Annotated in this window: 18 protein-coding genes; all 18 read left to right on the forward strand. The window is 49.1% G+C overall.

Features of this window, described 5'->3' with window-relative positions; all coding sequences use genetic code 11:
• Positions 1-131 precede the first annotated feature (131 nt).
• The 18 genes from H8S80_RS06185 (at position 132) to ispG (ending at position 20,581) form a co-directional block, all read left to right on the forward strand.
• Positions 132-1,682, forward strand: coding sequence for a YifB family Mg chelatase-like AAA ATPase (locus H8S80_RS06185; protein ID WP_117632187.1), 1,551 nt, complete (start codon positions 132-134; stop codon positions 1,680-1,682).
• Positions 1,669-2,769 carry a DNA-processing protein DprA gene (dprA, locus tag H8S80_RS06190; protein WP_002604313.1) on the forward strand — a complete coding sequence of 367 codons (1,101 nt, stop codon included), beginning with the start codon at positions 1,669-1,671 and terminating at the stop codon, positions 2,767-2,769. The genes H8S80_RS06185 and dprA overlap by 14 nt, the downstream gene beginning before the upstream one ends.
• 14 nt (positions 2,770-2,783) lie before the next feature.
• Complete coding sequence (gene topA / locus H8S80_RS06195; RefSeq protein ID WP_117632189.1) at positions 2,784-4,862, forward strand: type I DNA topoisomerase; 2,079 nt, start codon at positions 2,784-2,786, stop codon at positions 4,860-4,862.
• A 125-nt stretch (positions 4,863-4,987) separates the two neighbouring features.
• On the forward strand, positions 4,988-5,803 hold the full coding sequence (gene codY, locus H8S80_RS06200; RefSeq protein WP_055652604.1) for a GTP-sensing pleiotropic transcriptional regulator CodY: 816 nt from the start codon (positions 4,988-4,990) through the stop codon (positions 5,801-5,803).
• Between the two features lie 234 nt (positions 5,804-6,037).
• Positions 6,038-6,778: a 30S ribosomal protein S2 gene (gene rpsB / locus H8S80_RS06205; RefSeq protein WP_055652605.1), complete on the forward strand. Its 741-nt coding sequence runs from the start codon at positions 6,038-6,040 to the stop codon at positions 6,776-6,778.
• Between the two features lie 153 nt (positions 6,779-6,931).
• A complete protein-coding gene (gene tsf / locus H8S80_RS06210) occupies positions 6,932-7,888 on the forward strand; it encodes a translation elongation factor Ts (RefSeq protein ID WP_181987960.1) in 957 nt (318 codons plus the stop codon).
• A 297-nt stretch (positions 7,889-8,185) separates the two neighbouring features.
• Positions 8,186-9,103, forward strand: a complete 918-nt coding sequence (locus H8S80_RS06215; protein WP_002604308.1) for an ABC transporter permease — start codon at positions 8,186-8,188, stop codon at positions 9,101-9,103.
• A gap of 14 nt (positions 9,104-9,117) precedes the next feature.
• The gene (locus H8S80_RS06220) at positions 9,118-10,158 is read left to right on the forward strand and encodes an ABC transporter permease (RefSeq protein ID WP_117632190.1); all 1,041 of its coding nucleotides are present in this window, start codon (positions 9,118-9,120) and stop codon (positions 10,156-10,158) included.
• Positions 10,159-10,173: 15 nt separating this feature from the next.
• Entirely contained in the window at positions 10,174-11,193 is a 1,020-nt protein-coding gene (locus H8S80_RS06225) for an ABC transporter ATP-binding protein (protein WP_002604306.1), read from the forward strand.
• Positions 11,193-12,170 carry an ABC transporter ATP-binding protein gene (locus H8S80_RS06230; RefSeq protein ID WP_242840576.1) on the forward strand — a complete coding sequence of 326 codons (978 nt, stop codon included), beginning with the start codon at positions 11,193-11,195 and terminating at the stop codon, positions 12,168-12,170. Before H8S80_RS06225 ends, H8S80_RS06230 begins: the two co-directional genes overlap by 1 nt.
• A gap of 114 nt (positions 12,171-12,284) precedes the next feature.
• Positions 12,285-13,994, forward strand: coding sequence for a peptide ABC transporter substrate-binding protein (locus H8S80_RS06235; protein WP_002604304.1), 1,710 nt, complete (start codon positions 12,285-12,287; stop codon positions 13,992-13,994).
• A 238-nt stretch (positions 13,995-14,232) separates the two neighbouring features.
• Entirely contained in the window at positions 14,233-14,934 is a 702-nt protein-coding gene (gene pyrH, locus H8S80_RS06240) for a UMP kinase (protein WP_002604303.1), read from the forward strand.
• Between the two features lie 14 nt (positions 14,935-14,948).
• Positions 14,949-15,503: a ribosome recycling factor gene (frr, locus tag H8S80_RS06245; protein WP_002604302.1), complete on the forward strand. Its 555-nt coding sequence runs from the start codon at positions 14,949-14,951 to the stop codon at positions 15,501-15,503.
• 109 nt (positions 15,504-15,612) lie between these two features.
• The gene (uppS, locus tag H8S80_RS06250) at positions 15,613-16,335 is read left to right on the forward strand and encodes an undecaprenyl pyrophosphate synthase (protein WP_117632192.1); all 723 of its coding nucleotides are present in this window, start codon (positions 15,613-15,615) and stop codon (positions 16,333-16,335) included.
• 19 nt (positions 16,336-16,354) lie between these two features.
• Positions 16,355-17,155, forward strand: coding sequence for a phosphatidate cytidylyltransferase (locus H8S80_RS06255; RefSeq protein WP_055652612.1), 801 nt, complete (start codon positions 16,355-16,357; stop codon positions 17,153-17,155).
• 59 nt (positions 17,156-17,214) lie between these two features.
• Positions 17,215-18,357, forward strand: a complete 1,143-nt coding sequence (locus H8S80_RS06260; protein WP_117632194.1) for a 1-deoxy-D-xylulose-5-phosphate reductoisomerase — start codon at positions 17,215-17,217, stop codon at positions 18,355-18,357.
• 1 nt (position 18,358) lies between these two features.
• The gene (rseP, locus tag H8S80_RS06265; RefSeq protein ID WP_025530370.1) at positions 18,359-19,417 is read left to right on the forward strand and encodes an RIP metalloprotease RseP; all 1,059 of its coding nucleotides are present in this window, start codon (positions 18,359-18,361) and stop codon (positions 19,415-19,417) included.
• 99 nt (positions 19,418-19,516) lie between these two features.
• Positions 19,517-20,581, forward strand: a complete 1,065-nt coding sequence (gene ispG, locus H8S80_RS06270) for a flavodoxin-dependent (E)-4-hydroxy-3-methylbut-2-enyl-diphosphate synthase (protein ID WP_243007907.1) — start codon at positions 19,517-19,519, stop codon at positions 20,579-20,581.
• The last annotated feature ends 3 nt before the right edge of the window (positions 20,582-20,584 follow it).

Here is a 20,584-nt window from a genome sequence, read left to right on the forward strand (position 1 = left end):
TAATACAGGTTCCAATTCAGGAACGTTCTATGAATCGATGCGGTTCTGCATCATATTTCCAACAGAGAATGAAAACACAAAATGAAAACACAGAATAAAACACAGAAATTAAAATCAGGAAGGGAGAAAGTGTGTTCAGCAAAGTGCATAGTATAGGTATTTTAGGTGTCGAAGGGTACCCTGTCGTGGTGGAGGCGGATGTGAGCGAAGGTCTCCCCGGCTTTACCATGGTTGGTTATCTCTCGGGAGCGGTGAGGGAGGCGCAGGACCGGGTTCGGACCGCTCTGAAGAATTCCGGTTTCCGGCTTCCGGCCAGAAAGATTACGGTGAACCTGTCGCCTGCGGATATCAGGAAAGAGGGAACCGGATTCGACCTTCCCATCGCAGTCGCGGTTCTGGCGGCCACCGGACTGGTGGACCAGTCGATTCTGGATACCAGCGTCCTGGTGGGAGAACTGGGGCTGGATGGAAGAATCAAACCGGTTTCCGGAATTCTGTCGATCGTGGCTGCAGCCGGGAATGCGGGAAAGAAACGGTGTTTTCTTCCGATTCCCAATGTGAGCGAGGGACAGATCATCGGGAACATCGACATCATTGGCGTGGAGGACATCAGAGAGCTGGCGGGTATGTTAAATGATCCTGACCAGCTGTCACCGGCCATAAGACAGGAAAAAGCGTGCTTTTCGGAGAAAGATGCTTACGATGTGGATTTCTCTGAGGTAAATGGTCAGTTTCTTCTCAAGCGGGCCACGGAGGTCGCGGTGGCCGGCATGCATAACATCCTCTATATCGGTCCGGCCGGGACAGGAAAGACTATGGTGGCGAGACGAATTCCAACCATCATGCCATCCCTGTCCCACGAGGAGAATGTAGAGATATCGAAGATATACAGCATCTGCGGCCTTCTTCATCAGGATCAGCCGCTGCTGTCCAGACGGCCGTTTCGGAGTCCGCACCACACCATCAGTCCGCAGGCTTTGACCGGCGGAGGAAGAATTCCTAAACCCGGAGAGATTTCTCTGGCTTCCAGGGGCGTTCTGTTCCTGGATGAGTTACCCGAGTTTCAGAAAAACAGCATAGAGGTCTTAAGACAGCCGCTGGAGGAACGGAAGATTACGATCTCCAGATTGCACAGCGCTTACGAATTTCCTGCGGATTTTATGCTCGCTGCCGCTATGAATCCCTGTAAATGCGGCTATTATCCCGACCGGAGCCGGTGTACATGTACGGAGCCGCAGATACAGCGGTATTTGAACCGAATTTCAAAACCATTGCTGGACAGGATCGATATCTGCGCCGAGGCGGTGCCGATGAAGTATGAGGAACTGAAGGATAAGGGGATGGCGGAACCCTCCGGTGCCATCCGGGAGAGGATCGAGGCAGCAAGGGTGATTCAGAGACAGCGTTTTGAGGGCAGCGGAATCTATTTTAACAGTGCCATGAACGGGGCGCAGATCGGAGATTTCTGCCGCCTGGGTCAGCGTGAACAGGTATTTCTAAAGCGTATTTTTGAACACATGGGGCTTAGTGCCAGAGGATACGGAAAAATACTGAAAGTGGCCAGAACCATCGCGGATCTGGAAGGCAGCGGTGATATAAAAAAAGAACATCTGGCGGAAGCGGCAGGGCTTCGCAGCCTGGAAGAAAAATACTGGGGAGGCAGTCATCATGATATCATATAAGGAACGTCAATATCTCTGCTGGTTTCTATCCGTGCCCGGAATCGGCGCGGTTACCGGCATGCGTCTTTTCAAACAGTATAAAAGTTTTGAAGAGATATATAATATAGAAGGAAAAAATCTGGAAAATGCAGGATTGCTGAGGGCGAAGGAGGCTGCCGCGTTCGATGCGGAAAAACGCCAACTGGACAGACGAAAACGGGAACTGGAAGAACTGGAAAAGGAGGGTATCCGCCTGATTGCGTTTTTGGATGGGAATTATCCAAAGCGGCTGCTTAAGATACACGATTATCCGGTGGGACTCTTCGTCAGAGGAGAACTTCCGGATGAGGAGCGGCCGGCGGCTGCCGTGATCGGAGCAAGAAACTGCACCAATTACGGAAAGCAGGAAGCTGAATACATGGCGGCGGAGCTGGCGAAGGCCGGAGTACAGATCATCAGCGGCCTTGCCTATGGCATCGACGGCGCAGGCCATAGGGGAGCGATGAAGGCCGGCGGGAAGACATTCGGCGTATTGGGGTGCGGGATCAAGATCTGTTATCCGCGGGAGAATTACGGACTCTACGAACGCATGTGCCGCCAGGGCGGTGTTCTGTCGGAATGGATGCCGTGGGAGCAGCCGCAGCAGAAAAACTTTCCCATAAGGAACCGGATCATCAGCGGGCTCTCCGATGTGATCCTTGTAATGGAGGCCAGACAGAAGAGCGGATCTCTTATTACCGCAGGAATTGGACTGGAACAGGGAAAAGAAATTTTTGCGCTTCCGGGACGGATATCAGATCCGCTGAGCGAGGGCTGCAACCGGCTGATTCAGGAGGGCGCAGGCGTTCTTTTAAGTCCGGAGGATGTGCTGGAATATTTCACTCTGAGGGAAGGTAAAATATTAAGAGTTCATGAAAAAAATGAGAACGGGCTTGCCAAAAAAGAAAAAATGGTGTATAGTTGCCTCGATTTGCAACCGAAGGGGTTAGAAGAGATTGTGATCTTAAGCGGACTGTCTGTGAGTGAATGTATCGGCACACTTCTGGATCTGGAACTGGGCGGTTATGTGGTTCAGACATCCCATCAATATTATGGTAAGAGATTATAGGCGAGGAGTTTTGTATGGCGAATTGTTTAGTTATTGTGGAGTCACCCGCGAAGGTGAAAACGATTAAAAAATTTTTGGGAACGAGCTATGAGGTTGATGCTTCAAACGGTCATGTAAGAGACTTGCCTAAGAGTCAGCTGGGAATCAGCCCGGAACAGGATTTTGAACCAAAGTATATTACGATCCGGGGAAAAGGTGATATTCTTGCGAAGCTTCGCAAGGAAGTGAAAAAAGCAGATAAGATTTATCTCGCAACTGACCCTGACCGTGAGGGAGAAGCGATTTCCTGGCATCTGGTGAAGGCTTTAAAGCTGGATGAACAGAAGGATAAGCAGGTATACAGGATCAGCTTCAATGAGATTACGAAAAACGCGGTGAAGGCATCCTTGAAGGCGCCGAGGGAGATCGACATGGATCTCGTGGACGCGCAGCAGACGAGAAGAATCCTGGACCGTATGGTTGGATATATGATCAGCCCGATTCTCTGGGCAAAGGTAAAGCGTGGCTTAAGTGCAGGCCGTGTTCAGTCGGTGGCGCTTCGCATGATCTGTGACAGGGAAGAGGAGATTAACGCCTTTATTCCGGAAGAGTACTGGAACCTTGAGGCGGATTTAAAACAGCAGGGAAGCAAGAAGGCCCTGGCCGCCAAGTTCTATGGCAATAAAGAAGGAAAGATCACGATCCGCAATAAAGAAGAGCTGGATGGGATATTAAAGGATCTGGAAGGCAGCGACTACGTGGTGGATGAGGTGAAGAACGGGGAGCGGATCAAGAAGGCGCCGATTCCGTTTACGACCAGTATGCTTCAGCAGGAGGCTTCCAAGGTCTTAAACTTCTCTACACAGAAGACGATGCGTCTGGCCCAGCAGCTCTATGAAGGCGTGGAGGTGAAGGGACACGGAACCGTCGGTCTTATTACTTACCTGCGTACCGATTCTACCAGAATCGCAGAGGAGGCCGATACAGCGGCGAGAGCGTTTATTGAAGCGCAGTACGGAAGCAAATACGTGGCCAGCGGAGAACAGGCGAAGAAGAGCGGAGCCAAAATCCAGGATGCACACGAGGCGATCCGTCCCACCGATATCAGCCTGACACCGGTAATCGTTAAGGAATCGCTTCAGCGTGATTTATTCCGCCTGTACCAGCTGATCTGGAAACGCTTTGCGGCGAGCCGTATGCAGTCGGCTGTCTATGAGACGACATCCGTCAAGGTTGCGGCAGGAGATTACTACTTTACATTAGCAGCTTCAAAACTGGCTTTCGATGGATTCATGTCTGTTTACATTCAGGAGGACGAGAAGGAAGAGAGCAACGCCCTTCTTGGAAAGCTGGAGAAGGGAAGCGTTTTAACTCTTGAGAAGCTGGACAGCAGCCAGCACTTTACCCAGCCACCGGCACATTTTACCGAGGCATCTCTGGTAAAGTCCATGGAAGAACAGGGAATCGGCCGTCCAAGTACGTACGCGCCGACGATCACGACAATCATTGCCAGACGCTATGTGGCAAAGGAAAATAAAAATCTTTATGTAACAGAACTGGGGGAAGTTGTCAACAGCATGATGAAGCAGAGCTTTCCCAGCATTGTCGATATCACCTTTACCGCTAATCTGGAGTTCCTTCTGGATAAGGTGGGGGACGGTTCCGTTCCGTGGAAGACCGTGGTGCGCAACTTCTATCCAGATTTAAAGGAAGCTGTGGACAAGGCAGAGGTGGAACTGGAGTCCGTGACCATCGCGGATGAGGTGACAGAGGAGATCTGTGAGCTCTGCGGCCGGAACATGGTAATAAAATACGGCCCTCACGGTAAGTTCCTGGCGTGTCCAGGATTTCCGGAATGCAAGAATACAAAGCCGTATCTGGAGAAGATTGGCGTACCGTGTCCCAAGTGCGGAAAGGACGTCGTCATCAAGAAGACGAAGAAGGGCAGAATTTATTACGGATGCGAAGCTAATCCGGAGTGTGATTTCATGTCCTGGCAGAGACCTTCCACAGAGAAATGTCCGAAATGTGGTGCTTATATGGTCGAAAAAGGCAATAAACTGCTCTGCTCCAACGAACAGTGTGGTTACAGTACGAGCAAAAATACAAAATAGAATAATTATTAAGAAAATCGAAAATCTTCAAAAAATGATTGTTATTTTGCTGGAATAGTGTTAATATTTAAATATTAAAGGGGTATTTTGAGCTTTCCTACAAATTCTTAAGGAGGTTTTCGGTTATGAGTGTTCAATTGTTGGACAAAACTAGGAAAATTAACAAGTTATTGCATAACAACAACTCGCACAAAGTAGTATTTAACGATATCTGTGAAGTGCTCAGCGAGATATTAAATTCTAATATTCTCGTGATCAGTAAAAAGGGGAAGGTACTGGGTGTTGCGATCAGCTCTGATGTAGAAGAGATACAGGAACTGATTGCAGATCAGGTCGGCGGCTACGTGGACGGTATGCTGAATGAACGTCTGCTCGGTATTCTTTCCACCAAGGAGAATGTGAATCTCGAGACTCTCGGATTTACAGGCGACAATATCCGCAAGTACCAGGCCATTATCACTCCTATCGATATTGCGGGTGAGCGTCTGGGAACGCTGTTCATCTACAAGTCAGATGCTCAGTACGATATTGACGATATCATTCTGAGCGAATACGGAACGACGGTCGTAGGCCTTGAGATGATGCGGTCCGTAAATGAGGAGAATGCAGAGGAGACGAGAAAGGTTCAGATCGTAAAATCCGCGATCAGCACCTTATCCTTTTCAGAGCTGGAGGCAATCACTCATATTTTCGACGAACTTGACGGAAATGAGGGAATCCTGGTAGCCAGCAAGATCGCTGACCGCGTGGGAATTACCCGTTCTGTAATCGTCAACGCTCTCAGAAAGTTCGAGAGTGCAGGCGTTATCGAGTCCCGTTCTTCCGGTATGAAGGGAACCTACATCAAAGTTTTAAACGATGTGGTTTTCGATGAACTGAAGGCGATCAAGGCCGGCAACGGCAAGTCGATGCAGGGACACAGAGAGATAAAAGAACCGTAAATCAGGACGGCGGCAAAAAGAAGCAGCGAAGAAAAACTGCTTCTTTTTTTTACGAAAGTATGAAAAAAATTGTCATTAAAAGTAAAAAATGACTTGCACAGGCATTAAAGATATGCTATACTAGCTAAGCTTACTAAAAAACACGTTTGCGGATTCTGGAGGAAGGTGCCGAAATATCGGTCTCCTTGGAAGCAAGAGAAGCAGACGGAAGAAAAACCAAATGGAGGTAATAACATGAGCGTTATTTCAATGAAACAGCTGTTGGAGGCTGGTGTACATTTTGGTCACCAGACAAGAAGATGGAACCCTAAGATGGCTCCGTACATCTACACAGAAAGAAACGGCATCTACATCATCGACTTACAGAAGTCTGTTGTAAAAGTAGACGAGGCTTACAAAGCCGTAGCCGACATCGCTGCAGAAGGCGGCAAGATCCTTTTCGTAGGAACCAAGAAGCAGGCTCAGGACGCGATCAGAACAGAAGCAGAGCGCTGCGGTATGTACTTTGTAAATGAGAGATGGCTGGGCGGAATGCTTACAAACTTCAAGACAATCCAGTCCAGAATTGGAAGATTAAAACAGATCGAGACCATGTCCGAAGACGGAACATTTGATGTTCTTCCTAAGAAGGAAGTTATTGCTCTCAAGAAAGAATGGGAGAAACTGGAGAAAAACCTCGGCGGAATTAAAGAAATGAAGAAGATTCCGGATGCTATCTTTGTTGTAGATCCTAAGAAAGAGAGAATCTGCGTTCAGGAAGCTCATACACTGGGAATTCCGTTAATCGGCATTGCTGATACGAACTGTGATCCGGAAGAACTCGATTTCGTAATTCCGGGTAATGACGATGCAATCAGAGCCGTTAAGCTGATCGTATCCAAGATGGCGGACGCAGTAATCGAGGCAAACCAGGGCGAGGCAACAGCTGAAGAAGCAGAAGCAGCTCAGGAAATGGAAGAGGCTGTAGAGGCTTAATTGTTCAGGCAGATGAATGCTTCGACCGGCTGTGATAAGCGGGTTGAAGCATTTTTCGATTTATGGGGCAGCGGGATCCGCACTGCGGCAGATACTGCCGCGGGTGAAAAGGAAGAAGTTCCCTATAGACCAGGAAGCTTAAACCTGTATAATATGAATAACGAAAAGAACATGGAGGGAAATCAAATGGCAGCAATTACGGCTGGAATGGTAAAAGAGTTAAGAGAAATGACCGGTGCAGGCATGATGGATTGTAAGAAAGCACTTGCGGCAACCGATGGAGATATGGAAAAGGCTGTAGAATTTTTAAGAGAAAAAGGACTTGCAGCTGCATCCAAGAAGGCGGGAAGAATCGCGGCAGAAGGTCTTGTTAAGACCCTTGTAAGTGAAGATGGAAAGTCTGCAGCAATCGTTGAAGTAAACAGTGAGACAGACTTCGTAGCAAAGAACGCACAGTTCCAGGGCTATGTTGCCGATGTGGCAGCACAGGTACTGGCCAGCAGCGCGCAGGATATGGATGCATTTATGGCGGAAGCATGGGCAAAGGATACTTCCCTGACTGTAGCTCAGGTATTATCCAGCCAGATCGCAGTAATCGGCGAGAACATGAACATCAGAAGATTCGAGAAGATCACCACAGACGGTGTTGTAATCGATTATATCCACGGCGGCGGAAGAATCGGCGTATTACTGGAAGCTTCTGCGGAAGTTGTCAGCGATGATGTAAAAGAGGCTTTAAAGAACATTGCAATGCAGATTGCAGCTTTAACACCAAAGTATGTAAAGAGAGACGAGATTCCTCAGGAATTCGTTGAGCATGAAACTGAGATCTTAAAGGTTCAGGCTAAGAACGAGAATCCGGATAAGCCGGACGCTATCATCGAGAAGATGATCGTTGGCCGTCTCAACAAGGAATTAAAAGAATTCTGTCTGTTAGACCAGGCTTACGTGAAAGATGGCGATTTAACTGTTGCTAAATACTTAGAGCAGGTTTCCAAAGAAGTTGGCGGAAAGATCGAACTGAAGAAATTCGTTCGTTTTGAAACCGGCGAAGGTCTTGAGAAAAAAGAAGAAGATTTTGCTGCTGAAGTTGCAAAACAGATGCAGTAATAGATTCCGCCGAACGTATGTGAGGAGGACTTACAAAATTCCGCCGCGCATAAACGAGGAGGACTTTCCAAGGAAAGAGGATTCAGGGGGGAATCCCATGGGCATCCATGGGATTTTTCTATAGAGACAGTGTCCGTTTAGCGTTGACAGATGTTTCCAGATTGGACGGACATTTCGCCCTTTTCCCAGGTTCAGAGCAGGAGAGACTATTGATATTTCGCAGAACGCAGGGACGGAAGCCTGCAAGCTTCCGTCCGGGCTGCGCGAAGGAAACCTTATACCAAAGGAGTTGACACAATGGCTAAATATATTTTTAAACGTATCATCATGGCGATTGTAACAATATTTGCGGTTGCATCTGTTACATTCTTCGTTATGAACATGGTACCCGGCGGCCCTTTCATGTCAGAGAAGGCCATAAGTCCGCAGGCACAGGCCGCATTGAATGAGAAATACGGTCTTGATAAGCCTCTAAGTGAGCAGTATGTTACATATATGAAAGATCTTCTTCACGGAAATCTCGGTTTAAGCGTAAAACAGCGCGGCCGTACCGTGAATATGATCATCGCATCGAAGTTCCCGGTGTCCGCAAGAGTCGGCGGCATCGCAATCTTAACGGCAGTTCTGGTGGGCGTTCCACTGGGGAGTATTGCCGCCTTTAAACGAGGGACGGTGGTGGATGACATCATAATCGTATTCAGTACGTGCGGAATTGCGATTCCCAGTTTCGTAATCTGTACGATCCTGATGTATGTCCTGAGTCTGAAGCTGGGGCTGCTGCCCACGTACGGACTGGCATCGTGGAAAAACTACATCATGCCGGTTATTGCGCTGGCACTGTATCCGTCGTCCTATATCGCACGTCTGATGCGTTCTTCCATGCTGGATGTTATGGGCCAGGACTACATGAGAACAGCACGCGCAAAGGGACTTTCTCAGATAATCAGCATTTTCAAACATGCGCTTCGTAACGCGATTCTTCCGGTTGTTACGTATTTGGGACCGCTTCTTGCCTATACGGTAACGGGAAGCTTTATTGTCGAGAAAATTTTCACAATTCCGGGCCTTGGCTCCGAGTTTATCGGTTCCATCACAGGACGTGATTATCCGCTGATCATGGGAACTACCATATTCCTTGCCTCATTGATGGTTGTTATGAACGTGATCGTAGACGTTGCCTACAAATTCATCGATCCACGTATTAATCTTAAATAGAAAGGAGAAAGAAGATGTCGAATAATAAATTATCATTACAGCTTAACGTAGACGACTTTCTCCCGGCAAGTGACGAGGAAAAAGAGAGTCTTACCGTCCTCCGCAAGAGCGTTGGCTTCTGGCAGGATGGAATACGTCGTTTAAAGAAGAATAAGATTGCCATGGTCAGCCTGGTAGTTATTGTTTTTGTATTCATTTTTTCATTCCTGGTACCGCAGTTCTACCCATACAGCTACGAGCAGCAGATTCGCGGAAGTGAGAATCTGGCACCCATGCAGTATTCGGAAAAGGAACTGGAGGCGAAGGCCGCGGGAGAGAGTGTATTCCCGCATGTTCTGGGAACGGATAACCTGGGACGTGACTATGCAGTCCGTGTCATGATGGGCAGCCGTGTCTCCCTTACCGTAGGTCTTGTGGCCTCCGCCATCATCCTGTTGATCGGTTCCCTTTACGGTTCCGTCGCGGGCTTCTTCGGCGGCTGGGTCGATATGATCATGATGCGTATCGTCGATATGATCTATACGGTCCCTGATATCCTGATCATCGTTCTCTTATCGGTTGCATTTGATCAGCCCCTAAAGGCGTTGGCTCAAAAACCGGGATTTGAATGGATTCAGGTAATCGGTGTCAACCTGATCAGTATTTTCGTCGTGTTCGCCCTTCTTTACTGGGTTGGTATGGCCCGAATCGTTCGAAGCCAGATCCTTATTCTGAAGGAACAGGAATACGTGACCGCGGCCAGGGCACTGGGTGCTTCCAATGGCCGTATCATTAAGAAGCACTTACTGACAAACTGTATCGGTACTCTGATTGTTACCACAACGCTGCAGATTCCGTCCTCGATCTTTACGGAAAGCTTCTTAAGCTTCTTAGGTCTTGGCGTTGCTGCGCCGATGCCTTCTCTGGGAAGCCTTGCCAGTGCTGCGTTAAATGGTCTGCAGTCTTATCCGCACCGTCTGTTTGCACCTGCGCTTGCGATTTCCGTCATTATTTTAAGCTTTAACTTACTGGGCGACGGTCTGCGTGACGCGTTTGACCCGAAACTCAAAGACTAAAGGAGGAGAGATACGATGAGCGAGTATTTGGTAAATATCAAAAATGAACGCCTTTCTTTCTTTACTCCCGCGGGTGAAGTAAAGGCATTAAATGATGTGTCTCTTCATTTAAAAGAAGGCGAAGTGCTGGGAATTGTCGGCGAATCCGGTTCCGGTAAATCCGTAACCGCATACAGTTTAATGGGAATTACCGCATATCCGGGCCGTCTGATCGGCGGTTCCCTGGAATTCAACGGTCATGAGATCGAAAAGATGTCAGAAAAGGAACTGAGAAAAGTGCGTGGAAATGAGATTTCCATTATTTTTCAGGATCCAATGACCAGCTTGAATCCGGTTTATTCCATCGGAAACCAGATCCGTGAGGTAATTATGCTTCATACGGATAAGAATAAACAGCAGGCGAATGAGAGAGCGAAGGAACTTCTGACTCTCGTTGGAATCAACGAGCCGGAGAAGCGTCTGAAACAGTATCCTCACGAGTTGTCCGGCGGTATGCGCCAGCGTGTGATGATTGCCATCGCCCTTGCCTGCGAACCGAAGCTTTTGATTGCAGATGAGCCGACCACGGCTCTGGACGTTACCATCCAGGCCCAGATTCTCGAGCTTATGATGGACTTAAAGGAAAAACTGGGTATGGCGATTATCATGATCACCCATGACTTAGGTGTTGTTGCCAACATGTGTGACAGAATCGCCGTTATGTATGCCGGCAAGGTTGTAGAATACGGCACGACAGATGATATCTTCTACCGTCCATCCCACGAGTACACAAAGGGACTGATCCGGAGTATTCCGAAGCTGACGGAAAAAGAGCATAATAAGCTGGTACCTATCGAGGGAAGCCCTGTCGATATGCTGAATCCGCCTGCGGGATGTCCGTTTGCGCCGCGGTGCCGCGCCTGCATGAAGATCTGTTTAAGAGAGATGCCGCCGTATACAGATTTATCCGATATCCATTACAGTGCATGCTGGCTGATGCAGAAGAGAGAGTTTGACAAACAGCAGGATTCCAGGACACAGAAGGGGGATGCATGATGGAAGACAAGTATCTGGTAGAAGTAAAACACTTACAGCAGTATTTCCCGGTTGCAGGAAGTAAGCTTTTTGAAAAGAAGGTTGTAAAGGCGGTCGATAACGTTTCCTTCGGTATCCGAAGAGGAGAGACACTTGGCCTGGTAGGCGAGTCCGGCTGTGGAAAGACGACAACCGGCCGTACTCTGCTTCGATTATATGAACCGACGGATGGAACGATTCTCTATGACGGCAAGGATATCACGCATGTGAATATGCTTCCTTACCGCCGTAAGATGCAGATCGTATTCCAGGATCCGTACGCGAGCCTTGATCCGCGTATGACGGTCGAAGATATCGTCGGCGAGGCCATCGACATCCATCGTCTGGCTGCCAACAGGAAGGACCGTCACGAGAGAATCTTATCCGTGCTTTCCACCGTTGGCTTAAACTCCGAGCATGCGAACCGTTATCCTCACGAGTTCTCAGGCGGACAGCGTCAGCGTGTCGGCATTGCGCGCGCTCTGGCGGTAAACCCGGAGTTTATCGTGTGTGATGAGCCTGTATCCGCACTGGATGTATCCATCCAGGCCCAGGTTGTCAACATGTTCGAGCAGCTTCAGGAAGAGCTGGGACTGACCTATCTTTTCATTGCACATGATTTATCCATTGTAAAACATATATCAAACCGAATCGGAGTTATGTATCTGGGCAAGCTGGTGGAGCTGGCAGACAGCTATGAGCTGACATTCCACAGTGTGCATCCGTATACTAAGAGCCTGATCTCGGCGATTCCGATCGCTGATCCGGAGATCAGCAGAAAATCTAAGAGAATTGTTCTGGAAGGCGACGTGCCGAGCCCGGTTAATCCGCCGAGCGGCTGCCGTTTCCGTACCCGCTGTCCGTATGCAGACGAGCTCTGCGCAGCGGAAGAGCCGCAGTGGAAGGAAGTTTCCACTGGTCATTACGCAGCATGCCACCACTTAGACAAAGTAAATTAATTTCTAAGTTGCTATTCCTGGAGATTTGTGGTATGCTAAAAGACAAATCAGCACAGTAGTCAGGTAAAGTACTGCTGTGCTAATTTGAATAAATTCTTTAGAGGAGGAATTGATATGAAAAAAACAGCACTTGTATTGGCTGCTGTTATGGCATCCGGCATGATTCTTACTGCCTGCGGCGGCAACAAGACCGCTGATGCTCCAACAACAAAAGCTGCCGATACCACAACAACAGCTGCTGCCGCAGAGGGCGAGACTGCTGCACCGGCTGAAAACGGAGGCGCTGGCCTTGATCTTGCAGTTCAGATCGGACCTGATCCCGAGACAGTTGACCCGGCTTTAAACAGCGCGGTAGACGGTGGAAACATGATTCTTCATGCATTTGAGACTCTGATGAGCGTTGACTCAGAGAATAAGATCGTACCAGGGCAGGCGGAATCTATGGAAGTTTCTGATGATGGACTTACCTATACCTTCCATCTTCGCAAAGGCTTAAAGTGGAGTGACGGAACACCTCTTACAGCGAATGACTTCGTTTATTCCTGGAAGAGACTTGCAGATCCGAACACAGCAGCACCGTATGCGATGGATATGCTTGGCTACGTAAAAGGCTATAAAGAAGCTTCTAATGGTGATTTAGACGCACTTGGAGTATCCGCACCGGATGATGATACATTCGTTGTTGAGATGGCATCTCCTTGTGTATATTTCTCAAAACTGATTACACATGGTTCCATGGTTCCTGTTCAGCAGGCAACGATTGAAGCGAACGGCGACCAGTGGACTTTAACACCAGAGACCTATGTATCAAACGGTCCTTTAAAAATGATCGAATGGGTACCAGGTTCCCATATTATTTTTGCAAAGAACGAAAATTACTGGAACGCGGATAAGGTTACAGTGAATACCTTAAAGTTTGTCCTGATGGAAGATTCCAATGCGGCTTACAGCGCATACCAGACAGGCGAAGTTTCCATGATCAAGGATGTTCCTACAGAAGAAGTTCCGAGCCTGCGCGGCAACGAAGATTTCCATGTAGATCCTTTAATGGGTACATATTATATCAGCTTCCAGACAGAAAAAGAACCATTTAACAATCCTGACGTACGTATGGCATTAAGCCTTGCTATCGACCGTGATTACGTTGCCAACACTGTTATGCAGGGAACTTATTCCCCAGCTACCAACTTTGTTGGACCTGGCCTTTCTGATGCAGAAGATGGTTCCTCCTTCGAAGAAGTAACACGTAAGAATAACGGCGGAGACTTCTTCAATGTAGCTGATCATGACGCTGACATTGCAAAAGCAAAAGAATTACTTGCTAACGCCGGATATCCGGACGGAGCAGGATTCCCAACGATTGAATACATGACCAACGATGCCGGTTACCACAAACCACTGGCTGAGTACTTACAGAGCTGCTGGAAAGAAGCACTTGGCGTCAACATGGATATCAAGGTTGTTGAGTGGTCTACATTTACACCAACCCGTCGTGCCGGCGATTTCCAGGTTGCACGTAACGGCTGGGTATATGACTACGATGATCCTTCCAACATGCTGAACTTAATGATTTCCGGCGGTGGAAACAACGACGGTAAGTACAGCAATCCTGACGTTGACAAGATGTTAAACGATGCCAACTCTACAGCTGACGTTGCTGAGCATTATGCAAAACTGCATGAAGCAGAGAACATGATTCTTGCAGATGCAGCTATGGCACCGATTGCTTACTACAACGATTTCTATTTACAGGATCCGAAGTTAAAAGGAACATGGCATTCTCCATACGGCTACTGGTTCTTCCAGTATGCGACAATGGATTAATTGTCTGACGTAAAAGAATTTTAACGGTCCCCGGAAGAGGTGAGAACTTCTTCCGGGGACTTTTTATGTAATAGGAAAGTACTCCGCCACCGGACTTTTTGTACTATGCGGGAGGCAGTGGATGACAGGGCGTATTTCCTCATAAAAACTTTCTCTTTCCAACCAAAAGGAAATATGCTATAATCATTCATGACAATACCAAAGCGGAAAACGCTTCAATAACAGGAGAATGATAGCTATGAACCCAAGACGTGTATTACTGAAATTAAGCGGTGAAGCCCTTGCCGGACCGAATAAAACAGGCTTTGATGAAGCGACTGTGAAGGAAGTAGCGCGGCAGGTTTTAATATCCGTGGATGCTGGTGTCGAGGTAGGCATCGTCATCGGCGGAGGCAACTTCTGGAGGGGAAGGACGAGCAATGCAATCGACCGCACCAAGGCAGATCAGATCGGAATGCTGGCCACGGTTATGAACTGTATCTATGTTTCTGAGATCTTCCGGTGTGCCGGGATGACGACTCAGATTCTGACACCGTTTGAGTGCGGCTCCATGACAAAGCTTTTTTCCAAGGACAGAGCAAACAAGTATTTTGAAAAGGGAATGGTCGTCTTTTTTGCAGGCGGTACCGGCCATCCTTATTTTTCTACCGATACCGGAATTGCTCTTCGGGCCATTGAGATGGAAGCGGACTGCATCCTTTTGGCGAAGGCCATCGACGGCGTTTACGACAGCGATCCGAAGATCAATCCGGAGGCGAAGAAGTATGATGAGATTTCCATACAGGAGGTCATTGACAAGCAGCTGGGCGTGATTGATCTGACTGCCTCCATCATGTGTATGGAGAACCGCATGCCATTGGCAGTATTCAGCCTGAACGAAAAAGACAGCATTGCGAACGCGATGCAGGGGAAAATAAACGGCACGATTGTGACCGCATAAACTAGGAGGACAATATGCAGGAGAGTTTACAGGTTTACGAGGACAAGATGAATAAGACTTTAGAAGTGCTGGAGAGTGATTATATGACGATCCGCGCAGGACGTGCAAACCCGCATGTACTTGATAAAATCAAGGTTGACTACTACGGAACTCCTACACCGCTTCAGCAGGTGGGCAACATCAACGTTCCGGAAGCCCGCATGATCATCATTCAGCCATGGGAGAAGAGCCTCTTAAAGGCGATTGAAAAGGCGATTCTGACTTCTGAACTGGGGATCAATCCGACCAACGACGGCAGCGTAATCCGTCTCGTTTTCCCGGAACTGACCGAGGAACGCAGAAAAGAACTGGTTAAGGATGTCAAGAAAAAAGGCGAGGCAGCCAAGGTGGCGGTTCGTAATATCCGCCGTGACGCCAATGACTTTTTCAAAAAACAGCAGAAGGCGGATGAGATTTCCGAGGACGACTTAGCTGAGGCAGAGGACGATATTCAGAAATTAACTGACAAGATGATCGGCAAGATCGATAAAGCAATCGAAGCGAAATCAAAGGAACTTCTTACTGTATAACAGAAAGAACCGGGGCAGGCATGTTTCCAACCCACGCAAGTGAGGGGGCTTTCAAAGTGCCTGTCCTGTTTATGTTTCAGGGCAGCCTGGAATGATAAAGGAGAATATAATGGAAATTAATATAGATAATATGGTCATTCCTGACCATATCGCCATCATTTTGGACGGCAATGGACGCTGGGCGAAGAAGCGTGGACTGCCCAGAAGCATGGGCCACAAGGAAGGATGTGTGGTGGTGGAACGGACGGTAGAGGATGCGGCCAGAATTGGAATCAAATATCTGACTGTCTACGGTTTTTCCACGGAGAACTGGAAGCGTTCCGGCGATGAGGTGGGCGCGCTGATGCAGCTGTTCCGTTACTATATGGTACGGCTCTTAAAGATTGCCAGGGCGAACAATGTCCGGGTGCGGATGATCGGTGAGAGAAGCCGTTTCGACCAGGATATCATCGACGGCATTAACCGGCTGGAGAGAGAGACCGAGAATAATACGGGCCTGACCTTTGTTATCGCTGTGAATTACGGCGGACGGGATGAGATCGTGCGCGCAGCCAGAAAGATCATGAAGGACACGGCTGATGGGAAGATTACTCCGGACCAGATGGATGAAGCGGCATTTTCATCGTATCTCGATACGGCGGAGATTCCAGACCCGGATCTTCTGATCCGTACCAGCGGTGAACTGCGGCTGTCCAATTATCTCTTATGGCAGTTAGCCTATACGGAACTGTATGTGACGGACTGCTATTGGCCCGATTTCAATAAAGAAGAACTGAAAAAGGCGATAGCTGCGTACAATAGTAGGGATAGAAGATTTGGAGGAGTGAAATAGTCCGAAGGGAGGAAGCGCGATGTTTACAACCAGACTGATCAGTGGAATTGTCCTGGTCCTGATCGCCCTCGTCACTGTGGGAAGCGGGGGGATGATTCTTTTTGCTACGACTGTGGCCATTTCCATGATAGGGTTGTTTGAATTATATCGTGTTATGAAGATACAGAAGAATGTGATTGGAATTGCCGGCTATCTGACCGTGGTGTCCTACTACGGGCTTTTGTGGTTCCATGGAGAGCAGTATATGATGTTAATGTCCATCGCATTTCTTATGATACTGATGACCATCTATGTCTTTACGTTCCCCAAATATAAGACAGAGGAAGTGACGGTAGCGTTCTTCGGCGTCTTTTATGTGGCGGTTATGCTGTCTTATCTGTATCAGGTTCGCGTCATGGCGGATGGAAAGTATCTCGTCTGGCTGATCTTTTTGAGTTCCTGGGGATGCGATACCTGCGCGTACTGCGTGGGCATGCTGATCGGCAGACATAAGCTGGCGCCGGTTTTGAGCCCCAAGAAATCGATTGAGGGGGCGATCGGTGGCGTAGCAGGAGCTGCGCTTCTGGGTTTCCTTTATGCGACGGTGTTCGGCGCTTCCATGGCGGAGGTACAGAACCCGCAGGTGGCCTGCGCTTTGGCCTGTGCCATAGCGGCGGTTATTTCCCAGATCGGCGATCTGGCGGCATCGGCGGTAAAACGCAATCACGCAGTGAAGGATTACGGCCATCTGATTCCGGGCCACGGCGGTATTCTGGACCGGTTTGACAGTATGCTGTTTACGGCGCCTGCCATATTCTTTGCAGTAACATTTCTGCGATGAGCAAATTCCGGCGATGAGAAAAGAGGAACGCGAGAAAGATAAAAGGAGCGAAAAACAGCATGAAAAAGATTGCAGTTCTGGGTTCAACCGGTTCCATCGGAACACAGACCCTGGAAGTGGTGAGAGCTCAGAAGGATATAGAAGTAACCGCTTTGGCGGCTGGAAGTAATATTACACGTTTGGAAGAACAGATCCGGGAGTTTCATCCGGAGATTGTCTGCGTGTGGGAAGAGGAGAAGGCGAAGGAGCTTGCCCTGACGGTCAGCGATCTGCCGGTGAAGGTGGTATGCGGCATGGATGGGCTGATCGCGGCGGCCGTGGAGACGGATGCGGAGATTGTGGTGACGGCCATCGTCGGCATGATCGGAATACGGCCCACCATTGCGGCCATGGAGGCGGGGAAAGACATCGCGCTCGCCAACAAGGAGACGCTGGTGACGGCCGGCCATATCATTATGCCTCTGGCAAAGGAAAAGGGTGTAAAGATCCTGCCTGTGGACAGTGAGCACAGCGCTATTTTTCAGAGCCTGAACGGCGAGGACAAAAAGGCGGTACATAAGATTCTCTTAACCGCGTCAGGCGGGCCGTTCCGCGGAAAGACGAGAGAGGAGCTTAAAAAGGTGCGTATCGAGGATGCCTTAAAGCATCCCAACTGGTCGATGGGAAGGAAGATTACCATCGATTCTTCCACCATGGTCAATAAAGGCCTGGAGGTGATGGAGGCGCACTGGCTCTTCGATGTCTCCATGGATCAGGTACAGGTTGTGGTTCAGCCGCAGAGCGTTATCCATTCCATGGTGCAGTTCGACGATGGGGCGGTGATTGCACAGCTGGGAACACCCGATATGAAGCTGCCCATCCAGTATGCACTTTACTACCCGGAGCGCCGTTTTCTGGCCGGGGACCGGCTGGATTTCTGGAGCATCGGGCAGATCACATTTGAAAAGCCGGATATGGACAATTTCCCGGGGCTTTCCCTGGCTTACGAGGCCGGAAGAACCGGCGGGACCATGCCGACTGTATTCAACGCGGCCAATGAACGGGCCGTTGCAAAATTTTTAAACAGAGAAATTTCTTATCTTACCATCACGGATATGATAGAGGGGGCTATGAAAGGGCATACTGTGAAAGAGAATCCATCTGTAGATGAGATTCTGGAAGCAGAGGCTTCGGCTTATGACTATATAGAAAGCAGGTGGTAGATTGTCCAGCGTTATCGTAGCAGTTCTTGTATTTGGACTGATCGTGCTGATTCATGAATTAGGGCACTTTTTATTTGCAAAATTAAACGGCATCGCCGTTGTGGAATTTTCCATTGGTATGGGACCGAGGCTGTTCCATGTCAAAAAAGGGGAGACGACGTACTCCTTAAAGCTGCTGCCGATCGGCGGCTCCTGTATGATGCTCGGAGAAGACGAGGAAAATCCGGCGGAAGGAGCATTTCAGAATGCAAGCATCCCGGGCAGGATGGCGGTTATCGCGGCCGGTCCGGTCTTTAACTTTATTCTTGCCTTTTTCCTGGCACTGATTCTCGTGGGAATGGGCGGATACAATATCACTCAGATCAAAGAAGTCACAGAGGGTTCTCCTGCTTACGAGGCGGGGCTTAAGCCGGGCGATGTAATCACCGGTGTAAACGATGAGAAGATGACGGTTTACGGCGATTATATCCTTTACCGCATGTTAAAACCGGATGAGAAGATGAGCCGGGTGTCCTATGAGAGAACCGATGCGCAGACGGGCAGAAAAGAGCGCGGTACGGTTCTGGTGACACCGGAATTTAATGAAGAATACAACCAGTATATGATAGGCATTTCCGTAACTCCGGTAAATGTCCGGGCAGCGTCTTTCCTGGAACTGGTGAAATACGGAGCCTATGAGGTGAAATATGATATTACCGTGACGATTAAGAGTCTCGGTATGCTTTTGACGGGAAAAGCCAGTGTCAATGACTTGAGCGGTCCGGTGGGAATCGTGGTTATGATCGATGATTCCGTGAAGGCAGGGCTGACAGTGAGCGTCATGGCGGCCATTATGAATGTCCTCAGTATGTGCATTCTTTTGAGTGCGAACCTGGGGATTATGAACCTTCTTCCGATTCCGGCGCTTGACGGCGGAAGACTGCTGTTCTTAATCATCGAGGCGGTCCGGGGCAAACGCATGGACCCGGAAAAAGAAGGCATGGTGAATCTGATCGGTATGATGGCGCTCATGGCCCTGATGGTGTTCGTTGTATTTAACGATATCAGCCGCTTTACCTAAAGTGGGCATGAAAAACAAGAAAAATACTGTGTATATCCCGGAATTCCCCCACAGAGATGGGAAGGGGTTCCCGGGAGTGTGCAAATGGAGGAAAGTGCGATGACGGACAGAGAACAGACGAAGACGGTTTCTATCGGGAACCGGAAGATTGGGGGCGGGAATCCCATTCTGATCCAGTCCATGTGCAATACAAAGACAGAGGATGTGGCTGCCACGGTGGCCCAGATTCTGGCGCTGGAGGCTGCCGGCTGTGATATTATCCGTGTGGCGGTACCGACGATGGAAGCGGCAGAGGCTTTAAAGGAGATCAAGAGACAGATTCATATTCCGCTGGTGGCGGATATTCATTTCGATTACCGGCTGGCCGTGGCCTCCATTGAGAACGGCGCGGATAAGATCCGGATTAATCCCGGCAATATCGGGAGTGAGGACCGGGTCAGGGCCGTTGTGGATAAGGCGAAGGAATTCGGCGTCCCCATCCGGGTCGGTGTCAACAGCGGTTCGCTTGAGAAGGAATTACTGGAAAAGTATCACGGAGTGACGGCAGAGGGCATCGTGGAGAGCGCCCTTATGAAGGTGCGCATGATCGAGGAGATGGGATATGATAATCTGGTGATCAGCATCAAGTCCTCCGATGTGCTGATGTGCATAAAGGCTCATGAACTGATCGCAAAGCAGACCGCTTATCCACTTCATGTGGGGATTACCGAAGCGGGAACCGTGCGTTCGGGGACGATCAAGTCCTCCGTCGGGCTGGGCATTATCCTGCATCAGGGTATTGGCGACACGATCCGTGTCTCCTTAACCGGAGATCCGGTGGAAGAGGTGACGACGGCGAAGCAGATCTTAAAGACCCTGGGCTTACGAAAGGGCGGAGTGGAGGTTGTCTCCTGTCCAACCTGCGGACGGACCAGAATCGATCTCATTTCCCTGGCGAACCGGGTGGAAGCCATGGTGACGGAATTTGACCATCTCGATGTCAAGGTAGCCGTTATGGGCTGCGTCGTCAACGGGCCGGGTGAGGCGAAGGAAGCGGATCTGGGCGTGGCCGGAGGTATCGGCGAGGGCCTTTTATTCCGCAAGGGAGAGATTATCCGTAAAGTACCTGAGGAGAACTTACTTGACGCTTTGAGAGAGGAGCTCTTAAAGCTGGAGCGTATCTGAAAA

The sequence above is a fragment of the Hungatella sp. L36 genome (genome assembly GCF_014288035.1).

Bases quoted from the DNA above. Each gene is read 5' to 3' on its own strand.
- H8S80_RS06255 (WP_055652612.1), top strand. From the start codon at position 16,355: ATGTTTACAACCAGACTGATCAGTGGAATTGTCCTGGTCCTGATCGCC.
- uppS (WP_117632192.1), top strand. From the start codon at position 15,613: ATGGAAATTAATATAGATAATATGGTCATTCCTGACCATATCGCCATC.
- pyrH (WP_002604303.1), top strand. From the start codon at position 14,233: ATGAACCCAAGACGTGTATTACTGAAATTAAGCGGTGAAGCCCTTGCC.
- H8S80_RS06225 (WP_002604306.1), top strand. From the start codon at position 10,174: ATGAGCGAGTATTTGGTAAATATCAAAAATGAACGCCTTTCTTTCTTT.
- rpsB (WP_055652605.1), top strand. From the start codon at position 6,038: ATGAGCGTTATTTCAATGAAACAGCTGTTGGAGGCTGGTGTACATTTT.
- H8S80_RS06235 (WP_002604304.1), top strand. From the start codon at position 12,285: ATGAAAAAAACAGCACTTGTATTGGCTGCTGTTATGGCATCCGGCATG.
- topA (WP_117632189.1), top strand. From the start codon at position 2,784: ATGGCGAATTGTTTAGTTATTGTGGAGTCACCCGCGAAGGTGAAAACG.
- ispG (WP_243007907.1), top strand. From the start codon at position 19,517: ATGACGGACAGAGAACAGACGAAGACGGTTTCTATCGGGAACCGGAAG.
- H8S80_RS06230 (WP_242840576.1), top strand. From the start codon at position 11,193: ATGGAAGACAAGTATCTGGTAGAAGTAAAACACTTACAGCAGTATTTC.
- H8S80_RS06215 (WP_002604308.1), top strand. From the start codon at position 8,186: ATGGCTAAATATATTTTTAAACGTATCATCATGGCGATTGTAACAATA.
- codY (WP_055652604.1), top strand. From the start codon at position 4,988: ATGAGTGTTCAATTGTTGGACAAAACTAGGAAAATTAACAAGTTATTG.
- dprA (WP_002604313.1), top strand. From the start codon at position 1,669: ATGATATCATATAAGGAACGTCAATATCTCTGCTGGTTTCTATCCGTG.
- H8S80_RS06220 (WP_117632190.1), top strand. From the start codon at position 9,118: ATGTCGAATAATAAATTATCATTACAGCTTAACGTAGACGACTTTCTC.
- tsf (WP_181987960.1), top strand. From the start codon at position 6,932: ATGAATAACGAAAAGAACATGGAGGGAAATCAAATGGCAGCAATTACG.
- frr (WP_002604302.1), top strand. From the start codon at position 14,949: ATGCAGGAGAGTTTACAGGTTTACGAGGACAAGATGAATAAGACTTTA.
- H8S80_RS06260 (WP_117632194.1), top strand. From the start codon at position 17,215: ATGAAAAAGATTGCAGTTCTGGGTTCAACCGGTTCCATCGGAACACAG.